Annotated in this window: 16 protein-coding genes; 5 read left to right on the top strand and 11 right to left on the bottom strand. The window is 68.6% G+C overall.

Annotated elements, in window-relative coordinates; all coding sequences use genetic code 11:
* Positions 1-14: 14 nt before the first annotated feature.
* The 10 genes from BLQ50_RS03095 to BLQ50_RS03050 all read right to left on the bottom strand — a co-directional run bounded on the left by BLQ50_RS03095 (position 15) and on the right by BLQ50_RS03050 (position 10,108).
* Positions 15-1,091, bottom strand: coding sequence for a hypothetical protein (locus BLQ50_RS03095; protein WP_093181108.1), 1,077 nt, complete (start codon positions 1,089-1,091; stop codon positions 15-17).
* On the bottom strand, positions 1,088-1,720 hold the full coding sequence (locus BLQ50_RS03090) for an ABC transporter ATP-binding protein (RefSeq protein ID WP_093181106.1): 633 nt from the start codon (positions 1,718-1,720) through the stop codon (positions 1,088-1,090). The genes BLQ50_RS03095 and BLQ50_RS03090 overlap by 4 nt, the downstream gene beginning before the upstream one ends.
* A complete protein-coding gene (locus BLQ50_RS03085; protein ID WP_093181105.1) occupies positions 1,717-2,802 on the bottom strand; it encodes a peptidoglycan-binding domain-containing protein in 1,086 nt (361 codons plus the stop codon). The genes BLQ50_RS03090 and BLQ50_RS03085 overlap by 4 nt, the downstream gene beginning before the upstream one ends.
* Positions 2,799-3,440, bottom strand: a complete 642-nt coding sequence (locus BLQ50_RS03080; RefSeq protein WP_139185707.1) for a hypothetical protein — start codon at positions 3,438-3,440, stop codon at positions 2,799-2,801. Before BLQ50_RS03080 ends, BLQ50_RS03085 begins: the two co-directional genes overlap by 4 nt.
* A 137-nt stretch (positions 3,441-3,577) precedes the next feature.
* Complete coding sequence (locus BLQ50_RS03075) at positions 3,578-6,700, bottom strand: HtaA domain-containing protein (protein ID WP_093181102.1); 3,123 nt, start codon at positions 6,698-6,700, stop codon at positions 3,578-3,580.
* Positions 6,701-6,994: 294 nt separating this feature from the next.
* A complete protein-coding gene (locus BLQ50_RS03070) occupies positions 6,995-7,279 on the bottom strand; it encodes a hypothetical protein (RefSeq protein WP_139185705.1) in 285 nt (94 codons plus the stop codon).
* 67 nt (positions 7,280-7,346) lie between these two features.
* Positions 7,347-7,931, bottom strand: a complete 585-nt coding sequence (locus BLQ50_RS03065; RefSeq protein ID WP_093181099.1) for a LemA family protein — start codon at positions 7,929-7,931, stop codon at positions 7,347-7,349.
* A 91-nt stretch (positions 7,932-8,022) separates the two neighbouring features.
* On the bottom strand, positions 8,023-8,712 hold the full coding sequence (locus BLQ50_RS03060; RefSeq protein ID WP_093181097.1) for a hypothetical protein: 690 nt from the start codon (positions 8,710-8,712) through the stop codon (positions 8,023-8,025).
* Positions 8,713-8,725: 13 nt separating this feature from the next.
* Positions 8,726-9,319 (bottom strand): orotate phosphoribosyltransferase, encoded by a 594-nt coding sequence (gene pyrE / locus BLQ50_RS03055; RefSeq protein WP_175558995.1) that lies wholly within the window; start codon positions 9,317-9,319, stop codon positions 8,726-8,728.
* 9 nt (positions 9,320-9,328) lie between these two features.
* Positions 9,329-10,108, bottom strand: coding sequence for an SDR family NAD(P)-dependent oxidoreductase (locus BLQ50_RS03050; RefSeq protein ID WP_093181096.1), 780 nt, complete (start codon positions 10,106-10,108; stop codon positions 9,329-9,331).
* A gap of 202 nt (positions 10,109-10,310) precedes the next feature.
* Here BLQ50_RS03050 and BLQ50_RS03045 point away from each other — a divergent pair, with 202 nt between their 5' ends.
* From BLQ50_RS03045 to BLQ50_RS03035, 3 genes are read left to right on the top strand one after another with little or no spacing between them, the layout of a single operon-like run.
* A complete protein-coding gene (locus tag BLQ50_RS03045; protein WP_093181094.1) occupies positions 10,311-11,102 on the top strand; it encodes an exodeoxyribonuclease III in 792 nt (263 codons plus the stop codon).
* A 58-nt stretch (positions 11,103-11,160) separates the two neighbouring features.
* Positions 11,161-12,051, top strand: a complete 891-nt coding sequence (locus BLQ50_RS03040) for a DUF4190 domain-containing protein (RefSeq protein ID WP_217629083.1) — start codon at positions 11,161-11,163, stop codon at positions 12,049-12,051.
* 28 nt (positions 12,052-12,079) lie between these two features.
* The gene (locus tag BLQ50_RS03035) at positions 12,080-12,775 is read left to right on the top strand and encodes a DUF4190 domain-containing protein (RefSeq protein WP_175558994.1); all 696 of its coding nucleotides are present in this window, start codon (positions 12,080-12,082) and stop codon (positions 12,773-12,775) included.
* 101 nt (positions 12,776-12,876) lie between these two features.
* Here the strand turns inward: BLQ50_RS03035 and BLQ50_RS18530 are convergent, their stop codons facing one another.
* Positions 12,877-13,311: a hypothetical protein gene (locus tag BLQ50_RS18530; protein WP_175558993.1), complete on the bottom strand. Its 435-nt coding sequence runs from the start codon at positions 13,309-13,311 to the stop codon at positions 12,877-12,879.
* Between the two features lie 87 nt (positions 13,312-13,398).
* Here BLQ50_RS18530 and BLQ50_RS18525 point away from each other — a divergent pair, with 87 nt between their 5' ends.
* Both BLQ50_RS18525 and BLQ50_RS03025 read left to right on the top strand, forming a co-directional pair.
* Entirely contained in the window at positions 13,399-13,860 is a 462-nt protein-coding gene (locus BLQ50_RS18525) for a septum formation family protein (protein ID WP_175558992.1), read from the top strand.
* Positions 13,861-14,081: 221 nt separating this feature from the next.
* Positions 14,082-15,731, top strand: a complete 1,650-nt coding sequence (locus BLQ50_RS03025; RefSeq protein ID WP_093181091.1) for a methyl-accepting chemotaxis protein — start codon at positions 14,082-14,084, stop codon at positions 15,729-15,731.
* The last annotated feature ends 12 nt before the right edge of the window (positions 15,732-15,743 follow it).

Below are 15,743 nucleotides of genomic sequence, written 5' to 3'. Positions count from 1 at the left end.
GTCGCCAGCAAGGACTATCGGTCCTTGAAGTACCGGAACAGGTGTCTCTCGCGGGTGGCCATGGTTGCGGTCACCGCGCCGACCACCGCGGCCGCGCCCGCGGCGAGGACGACGCGCATCCCGATGACCCAGACCGGCCCGGCGGGCTCGGGATTGCCCCAGGCCGCGAGATGCGCCAGGACCGGTACCGCGATGATCGAGGCCGAGACGACCCACACGAGGGTCTCGAGCACAACCTGCCAGGTGAGCGCGGTGCGGCTGACCCGGGTGTGCAAGGCCGCGGCCAGCTCGAGGCGGCGCAGCCGGATTGCGGCGAAACCCAGCGCCAGACCGACGGCCACCCCACCGACGGTCGCGAACCTGGTGGGCCGTTCACCGAGCAGCGCACGTGCGTCGTAGTCCGTCCCGAGGCGGGAGTTGAGCTGCTTCTGGACGACCTGGCCGGCGTCGGGCGCGGTTGACACGACCAGCCGCAGCAGCGGACCGATCTCGTCCGTGAGCGGCCACACCTCGACCCAGCACTGGTCAAACATCCCCGTCGCCGGCACCGTGGCCAAGCCGGCGTAGGACAGACCCCCGCCCCGGCCATCGTCGGGGTAGGGGAAGACGGCCGCGACCGTCGCCGAGCCTGTCCGGGTCGCGAACGTCGAACGCACCTGCGCACCGAAGATCTCGGCCGTGTCCATGGACAGCATCAACCCGGTGGCTTCCCGCAGTGCGGGCTGGCCCAGCACGCTCAGGAATCCGGGGGTGACCTCGTAGACCGGCAGGTCGGTCGAAGGCAGGGAGAGAGCGCGCACCGGCTCGCCGTTGCGCAGCGCACCCGCCGCATTCACGCCCTCGACCTCGGCCAGGGCGGCGCAGTGCGCGCCGTCGACGCCCCCGACCATCTCGACGATCTGCGTGCTCGCTCCCGCGTCCCGAAAGTCCTGCGCGCCGCGGATGACCCCGACCACGGCGCGCTGGTCCACGCCCGCCAGCGCTCCGACCGAGATGAGGAACAGCACCGTGAACAGCAACGGGCGCGCGGTCCCGGAGCGGGTGTTGCGCCACGCCTCGGAGACGACCGAACGCAGCCGCATCCCGGTCATGCGAGCGCACCTTCCACACCCGTGGCCTGATAGCTGGCCAGGTCGATCACCCGTGAGCACGCGTCGCGGGTGTGCGGATCGTGGGTGGCGACCACCACGATCGAGTTGTCCTGTGCAATCTTGGCCAGCACCTCGTTGACGGTCGCCGCCGTGTGCATGTCGAGCTGCGCCGTCGGCTCGTCGACTAGCAGCAGGTCGGGAGCGAGAGCCACGGCCCGGGCGAGCATGAGGCGCTGTGCCTCACCGCCCGACAACGCCCGGAAGGGGCGTTGCGCGACGCTCTCGAGGTTGAAGCTGGCCATGATGCGCCGTGCGCGTTCCTCGCTCAGTCGACGTCTGCCTCCCTGCGCCAACAACGCCAGGACCACGTGGTCGAGCGCCGTGCGCCGCGCAACGCCGTGCGGGTTCTGGAACACCCACCCGGTCGTGACGATGCCGCGCCGTTCGACGCGCCCCGCCCTCGGCTGCTCCCAGCCGGCGATGATGCTCAACAAGGTCGACTTGCCACTGCCCGAGGGACCGACCAGAGCCACCACCTCACCCGGCACGATCTCGAGGTCGAGCCCGGTGAACAGCTCGCCCGTGCCCGGGAAGGAATGCCCAAGATCGTGACCGAGCACCGCTCTCATCCGCACGTCGCTCCGGGGTCGACCGGGGCGGGGTCGACCGAGGGGGGCGGCGTCTGGCCCTCCTCGAAGGTGACGAACGTCCTGCCCAAGGAAGAAGCCACAACGGTCACCGGGAGCTTGGCGCCAGCCGACCGCACACACCCGCGGCCCGCGCTCAGCGCAAAGAGCGCGCCGGGCGGCACGACGGTCACCGTGACCGGCTCGGCCAGGGCGAAGGACACCTGGAGCCCACCACCGCCCTCCGGTGCGTCTGGCATCTGCGACATGATGAATGCGGGTGAGCGGCGGACCGCGTCAAGGAGCGCAGGATCGGTGATCGAGCCGTCCTCCGCGATGGGAGCGCTGACGCCCGCGTAACTGGCCACGCGCTCACCGGGGGTGATGCCCGTGGGGGCATCCTTGAGATGCAAGGACAGGAGCCCCCCATCGGTCGTGGCGAAGGGGACGTCTCCCGGAGAGGCGGACCCGACAGCCAGCGGGCACGTCTTGATCGCGACCGACGGCGCAGGCAGCCACAGCACAGACGCGACCGCCAGGGCGCCGGCCGGCTTGGCGACGCCAAGCTGCTTGGAGAGCGCAGCTATCGCCGTCGTGGTGCCCTTGCCGTAGACCCCGTCGGCCGTGACCTCGTAGCCGAGCCGGGTGAGCTCCTCCTGCAGCGAGCGGACGTCTTCGCCCTTGGTCCCGGAAGAAAGGTCACGCCAGAGCGGGACCGACGTCGCCAGGGCAAAGGTGGGACGGTCGTCCACGGTGACCGGACTCGATCCGGAGCCGATCGTCGCCCCGGGGATGCAGGTGGAGCGGGTGATCCGCCCGGCGGCGGCGAGGGTCAGCGTCAGTTCCGGGGCGATCTCGGCGCGAACCTGCACCTGGCGGGCGTCGTCGAAGGTCTCGCTCGCTGTGGGGATCGCCGAGAACGGCGCGGCCTGGGCCGCGATGGCGGGCGTGCGTTCTGGGGCCAGCACCATTCCTGTGCCCAGAGCGGCGGCGGCAAGCACCAGTGCCCCCAGCGCGACCGAGCCGATGATTCCCGGGGTCTTCACTCCTGCGGACAACCGCTTCATCGCTGCCGCACGGTTCATGATTCCATGGGGTTCTGGAAGCACGCGGAGTTTTCGTCAGTGAGCAGCGTGATGATGGTTTCTCCGGTCATCTTCGTTGCGAAGCCGGGATCGATATAGCCATTGCGCTTAAGGCACTCGACGATCAGATCTTCGAAGACCTCGTTCTTCGGATTCTTCTTCATATCGTAGTACATCGGCCCGACTGCGCTCACGAACTTCTCTTTGCATTCATCGTAGGCCGCCTCGACGACGGCCTGGTCATCTCCTACCTTGCCGCTCCAGGTGTAGCTGCCGTCGTTCGGGTCGATGCCGACGCTATACCCCAGATCCTCGAAGCACGACTTAAATCTGCCTTGAGCTTCCGTCACCTCGCTATCGGTCACCACGCCGTCGGCCAGAATTTCTTTCTGAAACTCGCTGAGGGGACCGCTGAGCTCCCGCTCGAAGATCTCGTGATACGGGCTGCTGGCAACCCCATCAGAGAATGTCACCTTATCTGCGCAGCCAGACACCGCAATCCCCACACAGGTGAGCATCAGAAAGAGCCGCAATGTCCTTCGCGTATTATTGCGGGCCATTCTGCCTCCAATGCAGAGTCGAACTTCTTGCGCATCTTTGCGCACGCCGATCTTGGCACCCTTTGTAGCGAAAGTCAAGCATGCACCTCGTGCCCGAGAAGGCAGTTAATGGTGGATCCCGTCGCTCTCCTTGAACTAACTGCGGTGCGGATTGACGAAGCGCTCCTGCCCGGGTTATCCGGACAGGAGCGCTTCGTCGTTCAGCTACGCGTAGATCAGCCGATCTTCACGCGGGGCCGACGACGACGGGCCACCATGACGAGGCTCAGACCGAAGGCCATGGCTGCCAGCGCGAGGAGCGCGGCGTCGGCCAGGCCATCGGCCCCGGTGGCTGCCAGGGCGCCCGAGCTTGCGTCGCACTCGACCGTCGCTCCCAGCGGGAAGGAGAACGTGACGGGGTCGAGCGCGTCACCGGCCTCGTAGAAGCCGGAGAACGCCTTGGCGCCCGCGGCCGTGAGAGACGCAGCGGCGTTGGTCCAGGTGACCGTGCTGCCTGACGTCGACTTCGTGCCGGACAGGCTCAGCGAGGCCAGCGCGATGCCGGACTGGTTGGACTTGACGCCGTCGATGCTGGTGCTCGACACGTCGGCGATGAGCGACGCGGTCGATGCGCTGTTCACCTGGATGCGGACGTTGGAGATGGTGAGGTCGAGCAGGCCGCCGTGCCCCGAGAAGTGCACGGAACCCGCGTAGGCTACCCGACCCTGGTTCACCTCGGTGTTGAACTTGCCCGTCCCAGCCGTCCAGCGGAAGGCCGAGCCGGAGTCGCTCACGCCGCTTGTGGTGATCGACCCGTTGGCCGTGGGGCTCGTGATGTAGTTGCGGAAGGAGCTCTTGACGCCCCAGCTCAGAGTCGCGCCCGAGACCGCGTTCGCCACGCACTGCTTGGCTGCCGGGGCCGGCGCCTCGACCGTGATGGTGACCTGCGACTTCACGCCGTTGGCCTCGAAGGAGAGCGTGTGCACGCCGGCCGCGAGGTTCTTGGGGAGCGTGACCGTGGCCGTGACCGTGCCGTTTGCGTCGGCCGTGAGGCCGGTCGCGAGGACCTGGCGGACGGAGTAGACCGCGAGCTCGATGCCCGTGGTGTTCGCGCCGAAACCGGTCCCTGTGACGGTGACCTCACCACCCGGGAGGGCGGTGGGCACGTTGGCCGTGGCGTTCGGGTAGGTGCCGGCGGCGAGCGGGGCGACGGTGGTGGCCGGGGGTGTGACCGGGGTCTCGCCCGCAACGGTGTCCGCTCCGATGGTGAAGGAGACGGGGTCGAGCGCGGTGCCGGCCTGGATGAATCCGGAGAAGGCCTCGGAACCAGCAGCCGTGATGGTCGCCGCTGCGTTGGTCCACGTCGTGACACCGCCGTCGGTCGTCGGGGTGTCCAGCGTCAGCGTGGCGAACTCGACGCCGGAGTTGGTGACCGAAGCGCCGTCAAGTGCCTTGCCGACGACATCGACGATGAGGATGGCCGTGGTGGGCCCAGTGATCTTGATCCGCGGGTTGATGAGCTGCAGGTCGAGCACGCCGGCGTGGCCGGTGAAGTGGACCGTGCCTGCGTAGCCGACCGTGCCGGTCGAACCGTTGAAGTCCTTCGAGGTCTGGTTGAAGGTGAAGACCGCGCCGGACGTCGCCGCGCCACCCGAGACTGTGATCGCACCGGCTGCGCCCTTGGTGATGTAGGTGGTGAAGGATGCCTTGACACCCCAGATCAGCTGACCTTTCGCGCTCGGGACCGGAGTGCCGGCACCAGGCGTCTCTGTGCCAGGCGTACCCGTACCGGGGGTCTCGGCGCCAGGCGTACCCGTACCGGGGGTTCCGGTTTCCGGCACGTCGGTCCCGTTCAGCACCAGCGCGAGCGGGGCCGCCTTCTTCGCCTCGGCCTTGGCATCCGTCGGGCCACTCGCCACGAAGTGTCCTTCCTGACCGGTCGCAACGAGGTAGGTGGTGAACTCTGACGTGAATACCTGAGTCAGCGAGGTCCTTGCGATCCCGTCACCGACGAGCGTCGCGGGGTCCACGGTGAAGGTTGCGATCGAGACGATCTGCTTCGACGAGGAAGAGATCTCGTCGGCGAGACTGTCCCAGGAGACGGCGCCCTTGAGAGTGCCGTTGCCCGCAGCGTCGACGGTCATCGAGAGGTCTTCGAACTGGAGCCAGTAGTAGACCGGGTCGCCAGTCACGTGGGTGTTGTGCCAGGTGAAGCGGAATGCACCCGAGAGCTTCAGGTCAGAGGTGGTGCCCGAGGTGACGACCTCGGTGACGGGGAGCGTGAAGCCGCTCGCGTCGGATACGGTCACGCCTCCGGTGACGCTCTTCTCGTTGTAGTAGGTCCAGGTGCGCGATGACACCTTCCAGGTGACAGACCCGAGCGACGTGGTGGGCGCGGAGATCGTCGGGAAGGCCGCTGACACGGGGGTGGGCGTGGCAGTGACTGTGTGCGTCACGGATCCGTCGGAGGGGGCTGCGGATGGGCTACCGCTGTAGGTGGCAGTGATGGTGGCCGACCCTTCGACGAGGCCTGAGGTGCTCAAGCTCGCAGATCCGTCAACGACAGTGACCACAGTGGCGGAAATCCCGCCACCGGAGAAGGTCACGGTCCCCGTTGCAGCGGGCTCGACGGTCGCGGTGAAGGTTACGTCCGAGCCAACCGCGCTCGAGATCGCCGACGCGCGGACCGTGGTCGTCGTGGTCGACTTCTCCAGCGTTATCGACAGATCGTCGAGGCGGTCTCCAGCCTCACGCGCGTCGTAGCTGTCAGGCAGCACGATCTTGGGGAACACCGCGATCGCGCCTTCGACGAGGACCACCTTGACGCCCGTCCAGGAGACGGTGGTCGCAGTGTCGGTCTTGACTGCGTCCTTCAGGTCGAGGGTGGCCAGCTGGCGAACCGCAGCGGGGGCCTCCGGGCCTTGCCCGTGGGACTTGCTCACTGAGTTCGCGGACAGCGTGCCGCTCGTCCCGTTGATCGCGATCGTCGGCGAGGCGATGGAGATGTAGTTGCCGGAGGTGCCGGAGGTGTCGGACACGTAGCCGATCCGAGCCGAGCCGGTGAATGCGAGCGAGCCGCTGACGCCGTCCCAGGTTGAGGTGGTCGACGCCGGGAACACGGCGTTGTCGTTGACGAACGTCGCCCCGTCCGTGGCGCTGCGCATGAACGCCGACGCCGGGAATACAGTGCGGTAGTCCTGGATGACGCCCCACGTGAGCTTGCCGCCAGCAACGGTGTTGGTCGGGACGGCCGCCTGCGCCGGCGCAAGTATCCCGATCACGGACAGCCCGGCGAGCAGCGCTACAGCCGTGAGCGTGGCGAGCAAGCGCCGAGTGCGCTCCTCGAGGAATGTGAACACCGGGTGGACTCCTGAAGGTCGGCGCTGGTCAGCGCGGGCTGTGGGCGCTCACCATCGACAGAGAACCCACTCGTGATCCGCACCTTATAAGGCATGCCTTACCAAAGCAAGATTAGGTCCACCTAGGGCTCAGCCTTCGGTACGTGACAGTCTGCTCAAGATCGTCAGATCGGGGCGATGTCGGGGATGAGGGGCCGCGTCGTGTGGCGCAGATCACATGCGCTTGGGCTCCGGTGCCCAGAGGTCCGCACTGACCAGTGCGGAGGTCGGGCTAGATGAGGGAGACGTGAACGGTCAGGCGCCGAAGGTGGCGACGGCCACGGCGATCGCGCAGACCATTGCCGCCACGGTCCCCAGCGCCATCGAGTACGACACGGGGGTGTGCAGCGCGTGCTGCAGGCTGGTCCTCGGAGCTCCGATCACGGCGTCGTTGCCGGGGGTTTCCTGGACCTGGACCGAACGGACTGACTCGAAGAAGTTCGCCGCCAGGGTGTAGTGCGAGGTGCCTACGGCTCGCCCCGGTCCCCCGAAGGATGCGGGCGCCAAACGTCGCGAAGACTGGTCGGCGTGGATGGTCATGCACCGCAGACTACGAGCGCGCCTCGGGGAAGGCGATGGGGAGAACTCCCCATCGGAAAAACAACCCTCAGGCGTTGCCCTGACCGAAGTCGACCACCGGTGCCGCGCGCACCGCAGGGTCGGTGACCTCGAAATACTCCGCGCGCGAGAAGTGGAACATCCCTGCGACGATGTTGGCCGGGAATGTCTCGACCTTGGTGTTGAGCTCACGGACGTTGGCGTTGTAGAACCGGCGTCCTGCAGCGATCCGGTCCTCGGTGTTGGTGAGCTCGTGCTGGAGCGCCACGAAGTTCTCCGTCGCACGCAGCTGCGGGTACGCCTCGGCGACCGCGAAGAGCCGACCGAGGGCCTGCGTCAGGTTGTTCTCCTGAGCGGCCTGCTGCGCCGGCGTGGAGCCGGGCTGAATCGCGGCGGCGCGCGCCTGCGAGACTGCCTCGAACACACCGCTCTCGTGCGCGGCATACCCCTTGACCGTCTCGATGAGGTTGGGGATGAGGTCATGGCGACGGTGCAGCTCGACGTCGATCTGGCGCCACGCCTCTTGAATGAGGTTCCGCAGGCGGACGAACGTGTTGTAGGCGCTGACCACCCAGATCAGCACCACGAGCACCACGACGACAACTACGAGCGCAACAACGGTGGCGAAGTTCATCTGCCGTCTCCTCCATGGGTCCATGATCGGGTGATACGACCTGAACCCTACCGGGGCCTCACCACGGAGGGGACGACGCCGGTCGGCGGGTCTACCTCGGAGGGTGGGCCCGGTCCTGCCACACGTAGTCCGGGATCGCGTCGATCATCTCGTTGAGCACGGCGACCCTGGCGTCGATCACGTCGAGCTGCGGCGCCCCGACCGACCAGGTGAGGACGGCGTCGCCGACGAACCCGAACGTGCGCCCGGCCACGTCTGGGCGCAGCAGCCGCTCCATCGTCCGGGGGTGCACCACGTCGTGAGCGAAGCGCAGATCCGGTGAGGTCACCCGCCAGCGCGAGTTGAACTGCTCCGACTCGAACTGGATGTCCTGGCCCCCGAAGGCCTTGACGATCTTGGCGCCAAACGTCTCGGGAGCGATGGTCAGGGCCGGAAGGGGCGCCGGCAGGAAGACCACGACCACGTGGTGGACGTGATCGGTCGACGACTTGTTCTCCCCCGACCCGCTCGTCGTGGTGTACGTGTACCGGAAGGACAGCGCCTGCCGGCCCGCGGCCGGTCCGGCGAGGATCTCCGTCGCCTTGCGCGAGCTCCCGGTCCCGAACGGCGCGCCACTCCACCGGCGGGCGAGCGCGGTGTCGTTTTCCAGGACGGCCCACCCCCGCGCCGCCGCCCACGCGGCGTTCGCCTCCCGGCGTCGTCGCTGGCCGATCACGCCGAAGACGATGATGACCACGGCCACCACGAGGAAGACGACAAAGATCCAAGGGAAGTTGTCCATCGGGAGCTCCGCCTCAGGCGAGGCCGAGGTCCTCGAGACCGAAGAGGGAGAGGTAGGGAACCCCGAGGGCCTCGATCTTCTCCTGCGCGCCGGTCGCGCGGTCCACGATCGTGGCGACGCCGACGACCTCCGCGCCGGCCGCGCGCGCGGCCTCGATGGCCGCGATCGGCGACCCGCCGGTCGTCGTGGTGTCCTCCACGACGACGACGCGGCGCCCCGCGATGTCCGGCCCCTCGATCTGGCGCTGCATGCCGTGCGCCTTGGCGGCCTTGCGCACGACGAAGGCGTCGAGGTCCTGCCCGCGCGAAGCCGCCGCGTGCAGCAGCGCCGTCGCGATCGGGTCGGCTCCGAGCGTCAGGCCGCCGACGGCGTCGACCTCGGCTGTGCCCAGGCCGGCTTCTTCGAGCGCGTCGAGCAGCACGTGCCCAATCAGCGGCGCCGCGCGGTGGTGCAGAGTCACGCGCCGCAGGTCGACGTAGTAGTCGGCTTCTTTGCCCGAGGACAGCGTCACCTTTCCGTGCACGATGGCGAGCTCGGCGATGAGGTCGCGGAGCTGCTCGCGCGGCGTCGGGGACAGGACGGTGTCGGCGTTCGAGTTCGTGGTCACGATCAAAGGCTAGCGGGGACGTGCCGTACCGCTCACGCTGCCCGCCCCTTGGATCGCCCGGATGGCGGACCGCGGGAGCATCCGGAGCAGCCCCGAGGCCGCCCGGTAGCGCAGGCTCGGCGTGGAGATCACGACGCCGCGGCGCACGTCCGCGAGCGCCGCGCTCACCACGTCGGCCGCGTTGAGCCAGACAATCTCCGGCAGGTGGGCGTAGTCGAGACCCGCGCGCTCGTGGAACTCCGTGCGCACCAGACCTGGGCACAGCGCCGTCGCCGTAACCCCGGTGTCGCGGAGCTCGACCGAGAGGCCTTCCGTGAACGCACGGACCCAGGCCTTGCTGGCGGAATAGGTGCCCGACGCCGTCAGCGCGGCGATCGAGGACACGTTGAGGATGGCGCCGCGCTCACGCGTGATCATCTGGCCGGCGGCGGCGTGCGAGAGCACCATGACGGCGCGGACCATGACGTCGAGGGAGGCTTCCTGCTTGGCCAGGTCTCCGCCCAGGAACGGCTCGTCGACGGCGTAGCCGGCGTTGTTGACCAGCAGGCTCACCGGGTTGTCCAGGGCGCGCAGGCGCTCGGCGACGTGTTCGGTCTGCTCGCGGTCAGCCAGGTCGGCCGGGAGCACCTCGACCTGGATCCCCGCCGCGGCGCGCAGGTGGTCGGCCAGCCGGTCCAGCCGCTCGGTGTCGCGCGCGACGATCACGAGGTCGTGCTGGGCGGCGGCGAGCTGCCATGCGAACTCGAGCCCGAGGCCGGCGCTCGCGCCGGTGATGAGTGCTGTTGCCATGCCGCCAGCCTACCGACGGGGCGGTCCCGCCACAGTCACCGGCGCCTGGGGATGTACGGGGCGTGCTCTTGACTACGGGACGTGCGGTTGAACGCACGCCCCGTAGTCAAGAGCACGCCCCGAATGGAGGGAGCGGTCGGGTGGTGGGGCGGAGAGGGGCGAACGGCGTCGCCGAACACGGTCCGGCGCTAGCCTGGTACCCATGCGCCTTGCCACCTGGAACATCAACTCGATCCGTGCCCGCGTCGACCGCGCGGTCGCCTTCCTCGACCGCAGCGGCACGGACGTGCTGGCCCTGCAGGAGACCAAGTGCAAGGACGCCCAGTTCCCCACCGAGGCCTTCGAGGCCGCGGGCTACCAGGTGGCGCACTTCGGCCTGTCCCAGTGGAACGGCGTCGCGATCATCAGCCGGGTCGGCCTGGACGACGTCGAGCTCGGCTTCCCGGGGCAGCCGCACTTTGGAGAGGAGCCGGCTCTGGAGGCCCGCGCGATCGGTGCGACCTGCGGCGGGGTGCGGGTATGGAGCCTGTACATCCCGAACGGGCGCACGCTGGACAACCCGCACTACCCCTACAAGCTCGAGTGGCTCCGGACGCTGGAGGAGAACGCTCGCGGCTGGGTCGAGGCGGACCCGGCTGCCAAGCTCGCCCTGGTCGGCGACTGGAACGTCGCCCCGCGGGACACCGACGTGTGGGACATGGCCGTCTTCGAGGGGCAGACCCACGTGAGCCAGCCCGAGCGGGACGCTTTCGCCGCCTTCGAGAACGCGGGCTTCACGGAGATCAGCCGCCAGTTCATCCCCGAGGACCGCAAGTACACCTACTGGGACTATCAGCAGCTGCGCTTCCCTAAGAACGAGGGCATGCGCATCGACTTCGCGTACACGTCACCCGCGCTGACCACGGCCGTCACAGCCGTGGAGATCGACCGCAACGAGCGCAAGGGCAAGGGCGCCTCCGACCACGTCCCGGTGATCCTGGACATCGCCGACTGAGAGGTCCGCGTGGCGGTCCCCGCCGCAGGGGCGAAGAGGCATTCGTTACTGTGGGTCCGTGACCCAGCCTCCCGAACATGCTCCTTCCGGCCCGCCCGGTCAGCCATCCTTCGACAAGCCGCCGTCTGGCCAGCCTGCTCCGGGCCACCCCTTCCCGGGGCAGTCGACACCGGCGCAGCCGTACCCCGCCCAGCCGCACTCCGGCACACCGCAACCGCCGTACTCCGGCGGACCACAAAACCCCTACGCCGGCGGACCCCAGGATCCGTACGCAACTCCGGTGGGCAACGTCCCTTACCCGTCCGCTCCCCAAGCCGGCTACGGCGGGCCGTACTACCCGCCCGGCATGCCGCCGCCCACAGACGGCACGGCCATCGCCGCGCTGGTCTGCGGGCTGGTCGTCGGGCCCGTGGGGCTCATCCTGGGAATCGTGGCGCTGGCGAGGATCCGTCGTTCGGGAGCCAAAGGTCGCGGTCTGGCGATCACCGGGATCGTGCTGGGCGCGATCTCGCTCGTCTCCGCGGCAGTCCTCGTGGTCTTCGTCGCGACGGGCGCCTTCAATACGAGTCCGTCGAACATCTCCGAGGGGCGTTCCATCGCCGCTGACAAGCTCGAGCCGGGGCACTGCGCGAACTTCGCGGATGTCGACGGCGCCGGCGAACGCGTCCCGGTTGTGCCGTGCAGCGACGCCCATGACATCGAGATCATCGCGGATCTGGGCAAGGATGCGCAGGCCTCGTGGGGCGACACGACGGCACTCGGTCTGGAATGCGCCGAGCAGGTGACCGCGATCGCCGGTCGGGACGCCGGGCGCCTGACCACCTACGTCCTCCCGATCATCCCGGCTGACCCGGACGACAAGCTGTTGACTCGATACCTGTGTGCGGCATCGTCGGACGATGCCACGATGACGGGCTCGTTCGTCGTCGGCGACGCAGTGCTGAACTGACGGCACGGCTGGGGCGATGGTCGCTGAGATGACGGCACGGCCGGGCGAGGCGGGCACGCCTGCGTCCCGCCCGCGCAACGGGCTCGCCGTCGCAGCCCTGGCGACTCCCTTCGCGATGTTCGGGCTTACCGCGCCCCTCGGCGCAGTCCTCGGGGTCGCGGCGCTGGTGCAGATCTCGCGGGCCGCCCGTGCGGGAGTGCGCCAGCGCGGCACGGGCCAGGCCGTCGCGGGCATCGTCGTCGGCGTCCTGGTGACGGCGCTGTGGGCCGCGGCCGTGTGGTTCGTCGTGTGGGCGGTGCAGCTGAGCGACCGCAGCGATCGCTTCGCAGATCCGGCGCAGGTCACCGAGCCGGCCGAGATCTACTTCACCTCCCTCAACCCGGGCCACTGCGCGAACTTCGGGCACTTCGGCGCGGGCAGGGTCACGGTTGTGCCGTGCGATCAGCCGCACAACTGGGAGTTGCTCACCATGGTGCCCGTGCAGAGCGGGCCCGACGGCGTGTACCCCGGTTCGGGGTCCAGCTTCCAGGAGGGCACCGCGGCCTGCACAAAGTACTTCGACACCCTCCCCGACTCTGCCCTCTCCTATCTGCGCCCGGTCCCTCTCGTCCCGCCCGAGGACCTGTGGGACGAGGGCTACACCGAGACGTGGTGCTTCGCCGAGTCCAAGTACGGCAAGGTGACCGGCAGCTCAGGCGACGACACAGTCGCCCCAGCGCACTGAGCGAGGAGCCCCCGCACACAGAAGCGGCGCTAGTCTTCAGACACGACAATCCACCCGTCCACTCTCCGGACGCAGATCGAAGGCGGTAGCGCCCCGTGACCTCAGTCCCTCCTCCTCCGCCCGGCCCTGTCGACCCGGAGAACCCTGGACAGCCGCAGCAGCCCGGACAGTACGCTCAGCCTGGCCAGCCCGGTCAGCCACGAGCGGTTCCCGGTCCGCCTGCTCAGTGGGGCGCACAGCCCGCAGCCCCTGGTCAGTACGGCCAGCCCGCGTCGGCGCAGCCGTGGGCAGCTCCTCAGCAGGGACAGCCGGGACAGCAGGGACAGCAGGGGCAGTACGCGCAGCCCGGACAGTACGCCCCGCCCAGCCAGCCCGGTCAGCAGTGGGGGCGGTCCCAGCAGCCAGGCCAGCCCGGTCAATATCCCCAGCAGGGGCAGCCGGGCCAGTATGCCCAGCCGGGTCAGCCAAATCAGTACGCCCAGCAGGGCCAGCCCGGTCAGTACGCCCAGCCGGGTCAGCCAGGTCAGTACCCGCATCAGGGCCAGCCCGGTCAGTACGCCCAGCCCGGTCAGCCCGGCCCATGGGGCGCGCAGCCGCCTGCGGCAGGCTCCCGGAACAAGACCGTGATCATCGTCGTCTCCGTGATCGCCGCCGTCGTTGTCGTCAGTCTCGCCGTCGCGGCGTACTTCCTGCTGTCGTCCTCTGACGTCGAGTCGCTGCCCAAGGACGTCGACGCCAAGACCACCGCGCACTCACGTGAGCTCACCGTGGGCAACTGCCTGCTGTCACTGCCAACGGGCGAATCGATCGCCGAAGTGACCGTCGTCCCGTGCGCAGACGCCCACGACGCCCAGGTGGTCGCGGCCAAGAAGTTTTCCGGTGAGAAGTTCCCCGGTGATGCCAAGGTCATCGAGCAGACCACGGCGATCTGCCCCGGGAAGTCGATCACCTCCGACACCGCGCCGGAGGCCCTCGACTTCCTCGTGTGGACCCCGAGCGAGGACTCCTGGGGCGAAGGCGACCGCAAGGGCCTGTGCATCGCCGCAAGCCCGGACGGCAAGCTGACCGGAAGCCTCCTCGGCTGATCTGATCGAGCCCTGGACGGGGCCAGACGCGTGCATCGAGCCGCGCCCGGCCCCGTTCGTGTGTCCGCGTGGCTCCCGAGAGCGCCCGGGACGTGCAAGCCGACCCGGCGCTATGACCGACTTGACCCGCACGGCGGGTGAACTTTGTCAGAAAGCGTCACGGCGGACCGCGACCGTTCGATAGGGGGTCGACATCACGATTTCTTGAGGGAGAAGTTCGCATGAGTGCACTACCGTCAGCTGGCCGAGGAACCGATCGACAAGGTCGGCGGTCGAGAGTTCGCTTCGCCGACTGGTCCATCAGGACCAAGGTCCTCGCAATCGTCGCTCTCGGCGCTCTAGTCTCGGTGGGCCTGACAGCTATGGGCGCCGGGTCGATGACCACCCTCAACGCCGCCACGACCGAGATGGCAAAGACGCAGACCGAAGTCAGCGGTGCGCTCTCAGACCTCAAGGACACCGTCTGGGTGGCGCGCAACGCCGCTACCCAGATGGGTGCCACCTTCGACGAGGCGGACCGCCCCGGTCAGGCCGCGAAGGTCGAGGAGGCGCTGGCGCTGGTGGACAAGGTTTCCGACTCGTTCGGCGCCGTGTATCTGGCTGCCGCCGGGGAGATGCCCGAGTCCTGGGAGGCGCTGGGGACTGGATGGGAGAAGTACGTCGACCTCCAGCGCACCAAGCTCATTCCCGCTGCACTGGCAGGCGACTTCGACCTCTTCCAAGAGGTCCGTGTCAAAGAGGGGGCCGTCGCCGGTGACGCGATGATCGGCGGCCTCAGAGCCGTCTCCGACGACGTGACGGCGCTGCTGGAGAAGGTCTCCTCCGACGCCGACTCCCGCGCGAGGAACGCCACCATCCTGCTCATCGCCCTCGCCGCGGCCGGCGTCGTGCTCGCGGTCGTCGTCGGCGTGGCGATCGCGAACATCATGCGTCGCCAGGTCAACGCCGTGAGGGCCGCCCTGGACGCCCTGGCTTCCGGGGACCTCACCGTCCGCGTCGACAACACCAACGGGGACGAGATCGGTCAGATGGCGCACGCCCTGACCTCCGCGCAGATCAACCTCACCGAAACCCTGGCCGGGGTGACAGAGACCGCCGGAACCGTCGCAGCAGCAGCCGAGGAGCTCGCCGCCGCGAACACCCAGGTCGCCGCCGGGTCCGAGGAGACCAGCGCGCAGGCCGGCGTGGTCGCCGCCGCCGCCGAGCAGGTCTCACGCAACGTGCAGACCGTCGCCGCCGGCGCGGAGGAGATGGGCGCCTCGATCCGTGAGATCGCCCAGAACGCCAACGACGCCGCGAAGGTCGCGGCCCGCGCCACGGTCATGGCTGCCTCGACCAACGAGACCGTCACCAAGCTCGGTGCCTCGAGCCAGGAGATCGGCAACGTCGTCAAGGTCATCACGAACATCGCCGAGCAGACCAACCTGCTCGCCCTCAACGCCACGATCGAAGCCGCCCGGGCCGGCGAGGCTGGCAAGGGCTTCGCCGTCGTCGCCGGCGAGGTCAAGGAGCTGGCCCAGGAGACCGCGAAGGCGACCGAGGACATCGCCCGCCGGGTCGAGGCGATCCAGCAGGAGACGTCCGGGGCGGTCGATGCGATCGCTGAGATCTCCGACATCATCGCCTCGATCAACGACTACCAGATGACGATCGCCTCGGCTGTGGAGGAGCAGACCGCAACCACGAACGAGATGTCCCGCTCGGTGACCGAGGCCGCGACCGGCTCGGGCGAGATCGCGAGCAACATCACCGGCGTCGCATTGGCAGCCGGCACGGCCTCCGAGGTGGTCGGGCAGATGAGCACCTCGGTCGAGGAGCTGGCTCGCCTCTCCGGCGACCTGCGCATGCGCATGGCCGCGTTCACCTACTAGCCCCACGGCTCC

The organism is Sanguibacter gelidistatuariae (assembly GCF_900096585.1).
In the GTDB taxonomy this organism is placed as follows: domain Bacteria; phylum Actinomycetota; class Actinomycetes; order Actinomycetales; family Cellulomonadaceae; genus Sanguibacter; species Sanguibacter gelidistatuariae.
Note: the sequence above shows the minus strand (reverse complement) of the source record. Positions and strands in the feature narration are given on the sequence as shown.

Coding starts and splice junctions, on each gene's coding strand:
- BLQ50_RS03095 (WP_093181108.1), bottom strand. CDS start 1,091: ATGACCGGGATGCGGCTGCGTTCGGTCGTCTCCGAGGCGTGGCGCAAC.
- BLQ50_RS03090 (WP_093181106.1), bottom strand. CDS start 1,720: ATGAGAGCGGTGCTCGGTCACGATCTTGGGCATTCCTTCCCGGGCACG.
- BLQ50_RS03085 (WP_093181105.1), bottom strand. CDS start 2,802: ATGAACCGTGCGGCAGCGATGAAGCGGTTGTCCGCAGGAGTGAAGACC.
- BLQ50_RS03070 (WP_139185705.1), bottom strand. CDS start 7,279: ATGACCATCCACGCCGACCAGTCTTCGCGACGTTTGGCGCCCGCATCC.
- BLQ50_RS03065 (WP_093181099.1), bottom strand. CDS start 7,931: ATGAACTTCGCCACCGTTGTTGCGCTCGTAGTTGTCGTCGTGGTGCTC.
- BLQ50_RS03060 (WP_093181097.1), bottom strand. CDS start 8,712: ATGGACAACTTCCCTTGGATCTTTGTCGTCTTCCTCGTGGTGGCCGTG.
- BLQ50_RS03050 (WP_093181096.1), bottom strand. CDS start 10,108: ATGGCAACAGCACTCATCACCGGCGCGAGCGCCGGCCTCGGGCTCGAG.
- BLQ50_RS03045 (WP_093181094.1), top strand. CDS start 10,311: ATGCGCCTTGCCACCTGGAACATCAACTCGATCCGTGCCCGCGTCGAC.
- BLQ50_RS03035 (WP_175558994.1), top strand. CDS start 12,080: ATGACGGCACGGCCGGGCGAGGCGGGCACGCCTGCGTCCCGCCCGCGC.
- BLQ50_RS18530 (WP_175558993.1), bottom strand. CDS start 13,311: ATGCGGGTACTGACCTGGCTGACCCGGCTGGGCGTACTGACCGGGCTG.
- BLQ50_RS03025 (WP_093181091.1), top strand. CDS start 14,082: ATGAGTGCACTACCGTCAGCTGGCCGAGGAACCGATCGACAAGGTCGG.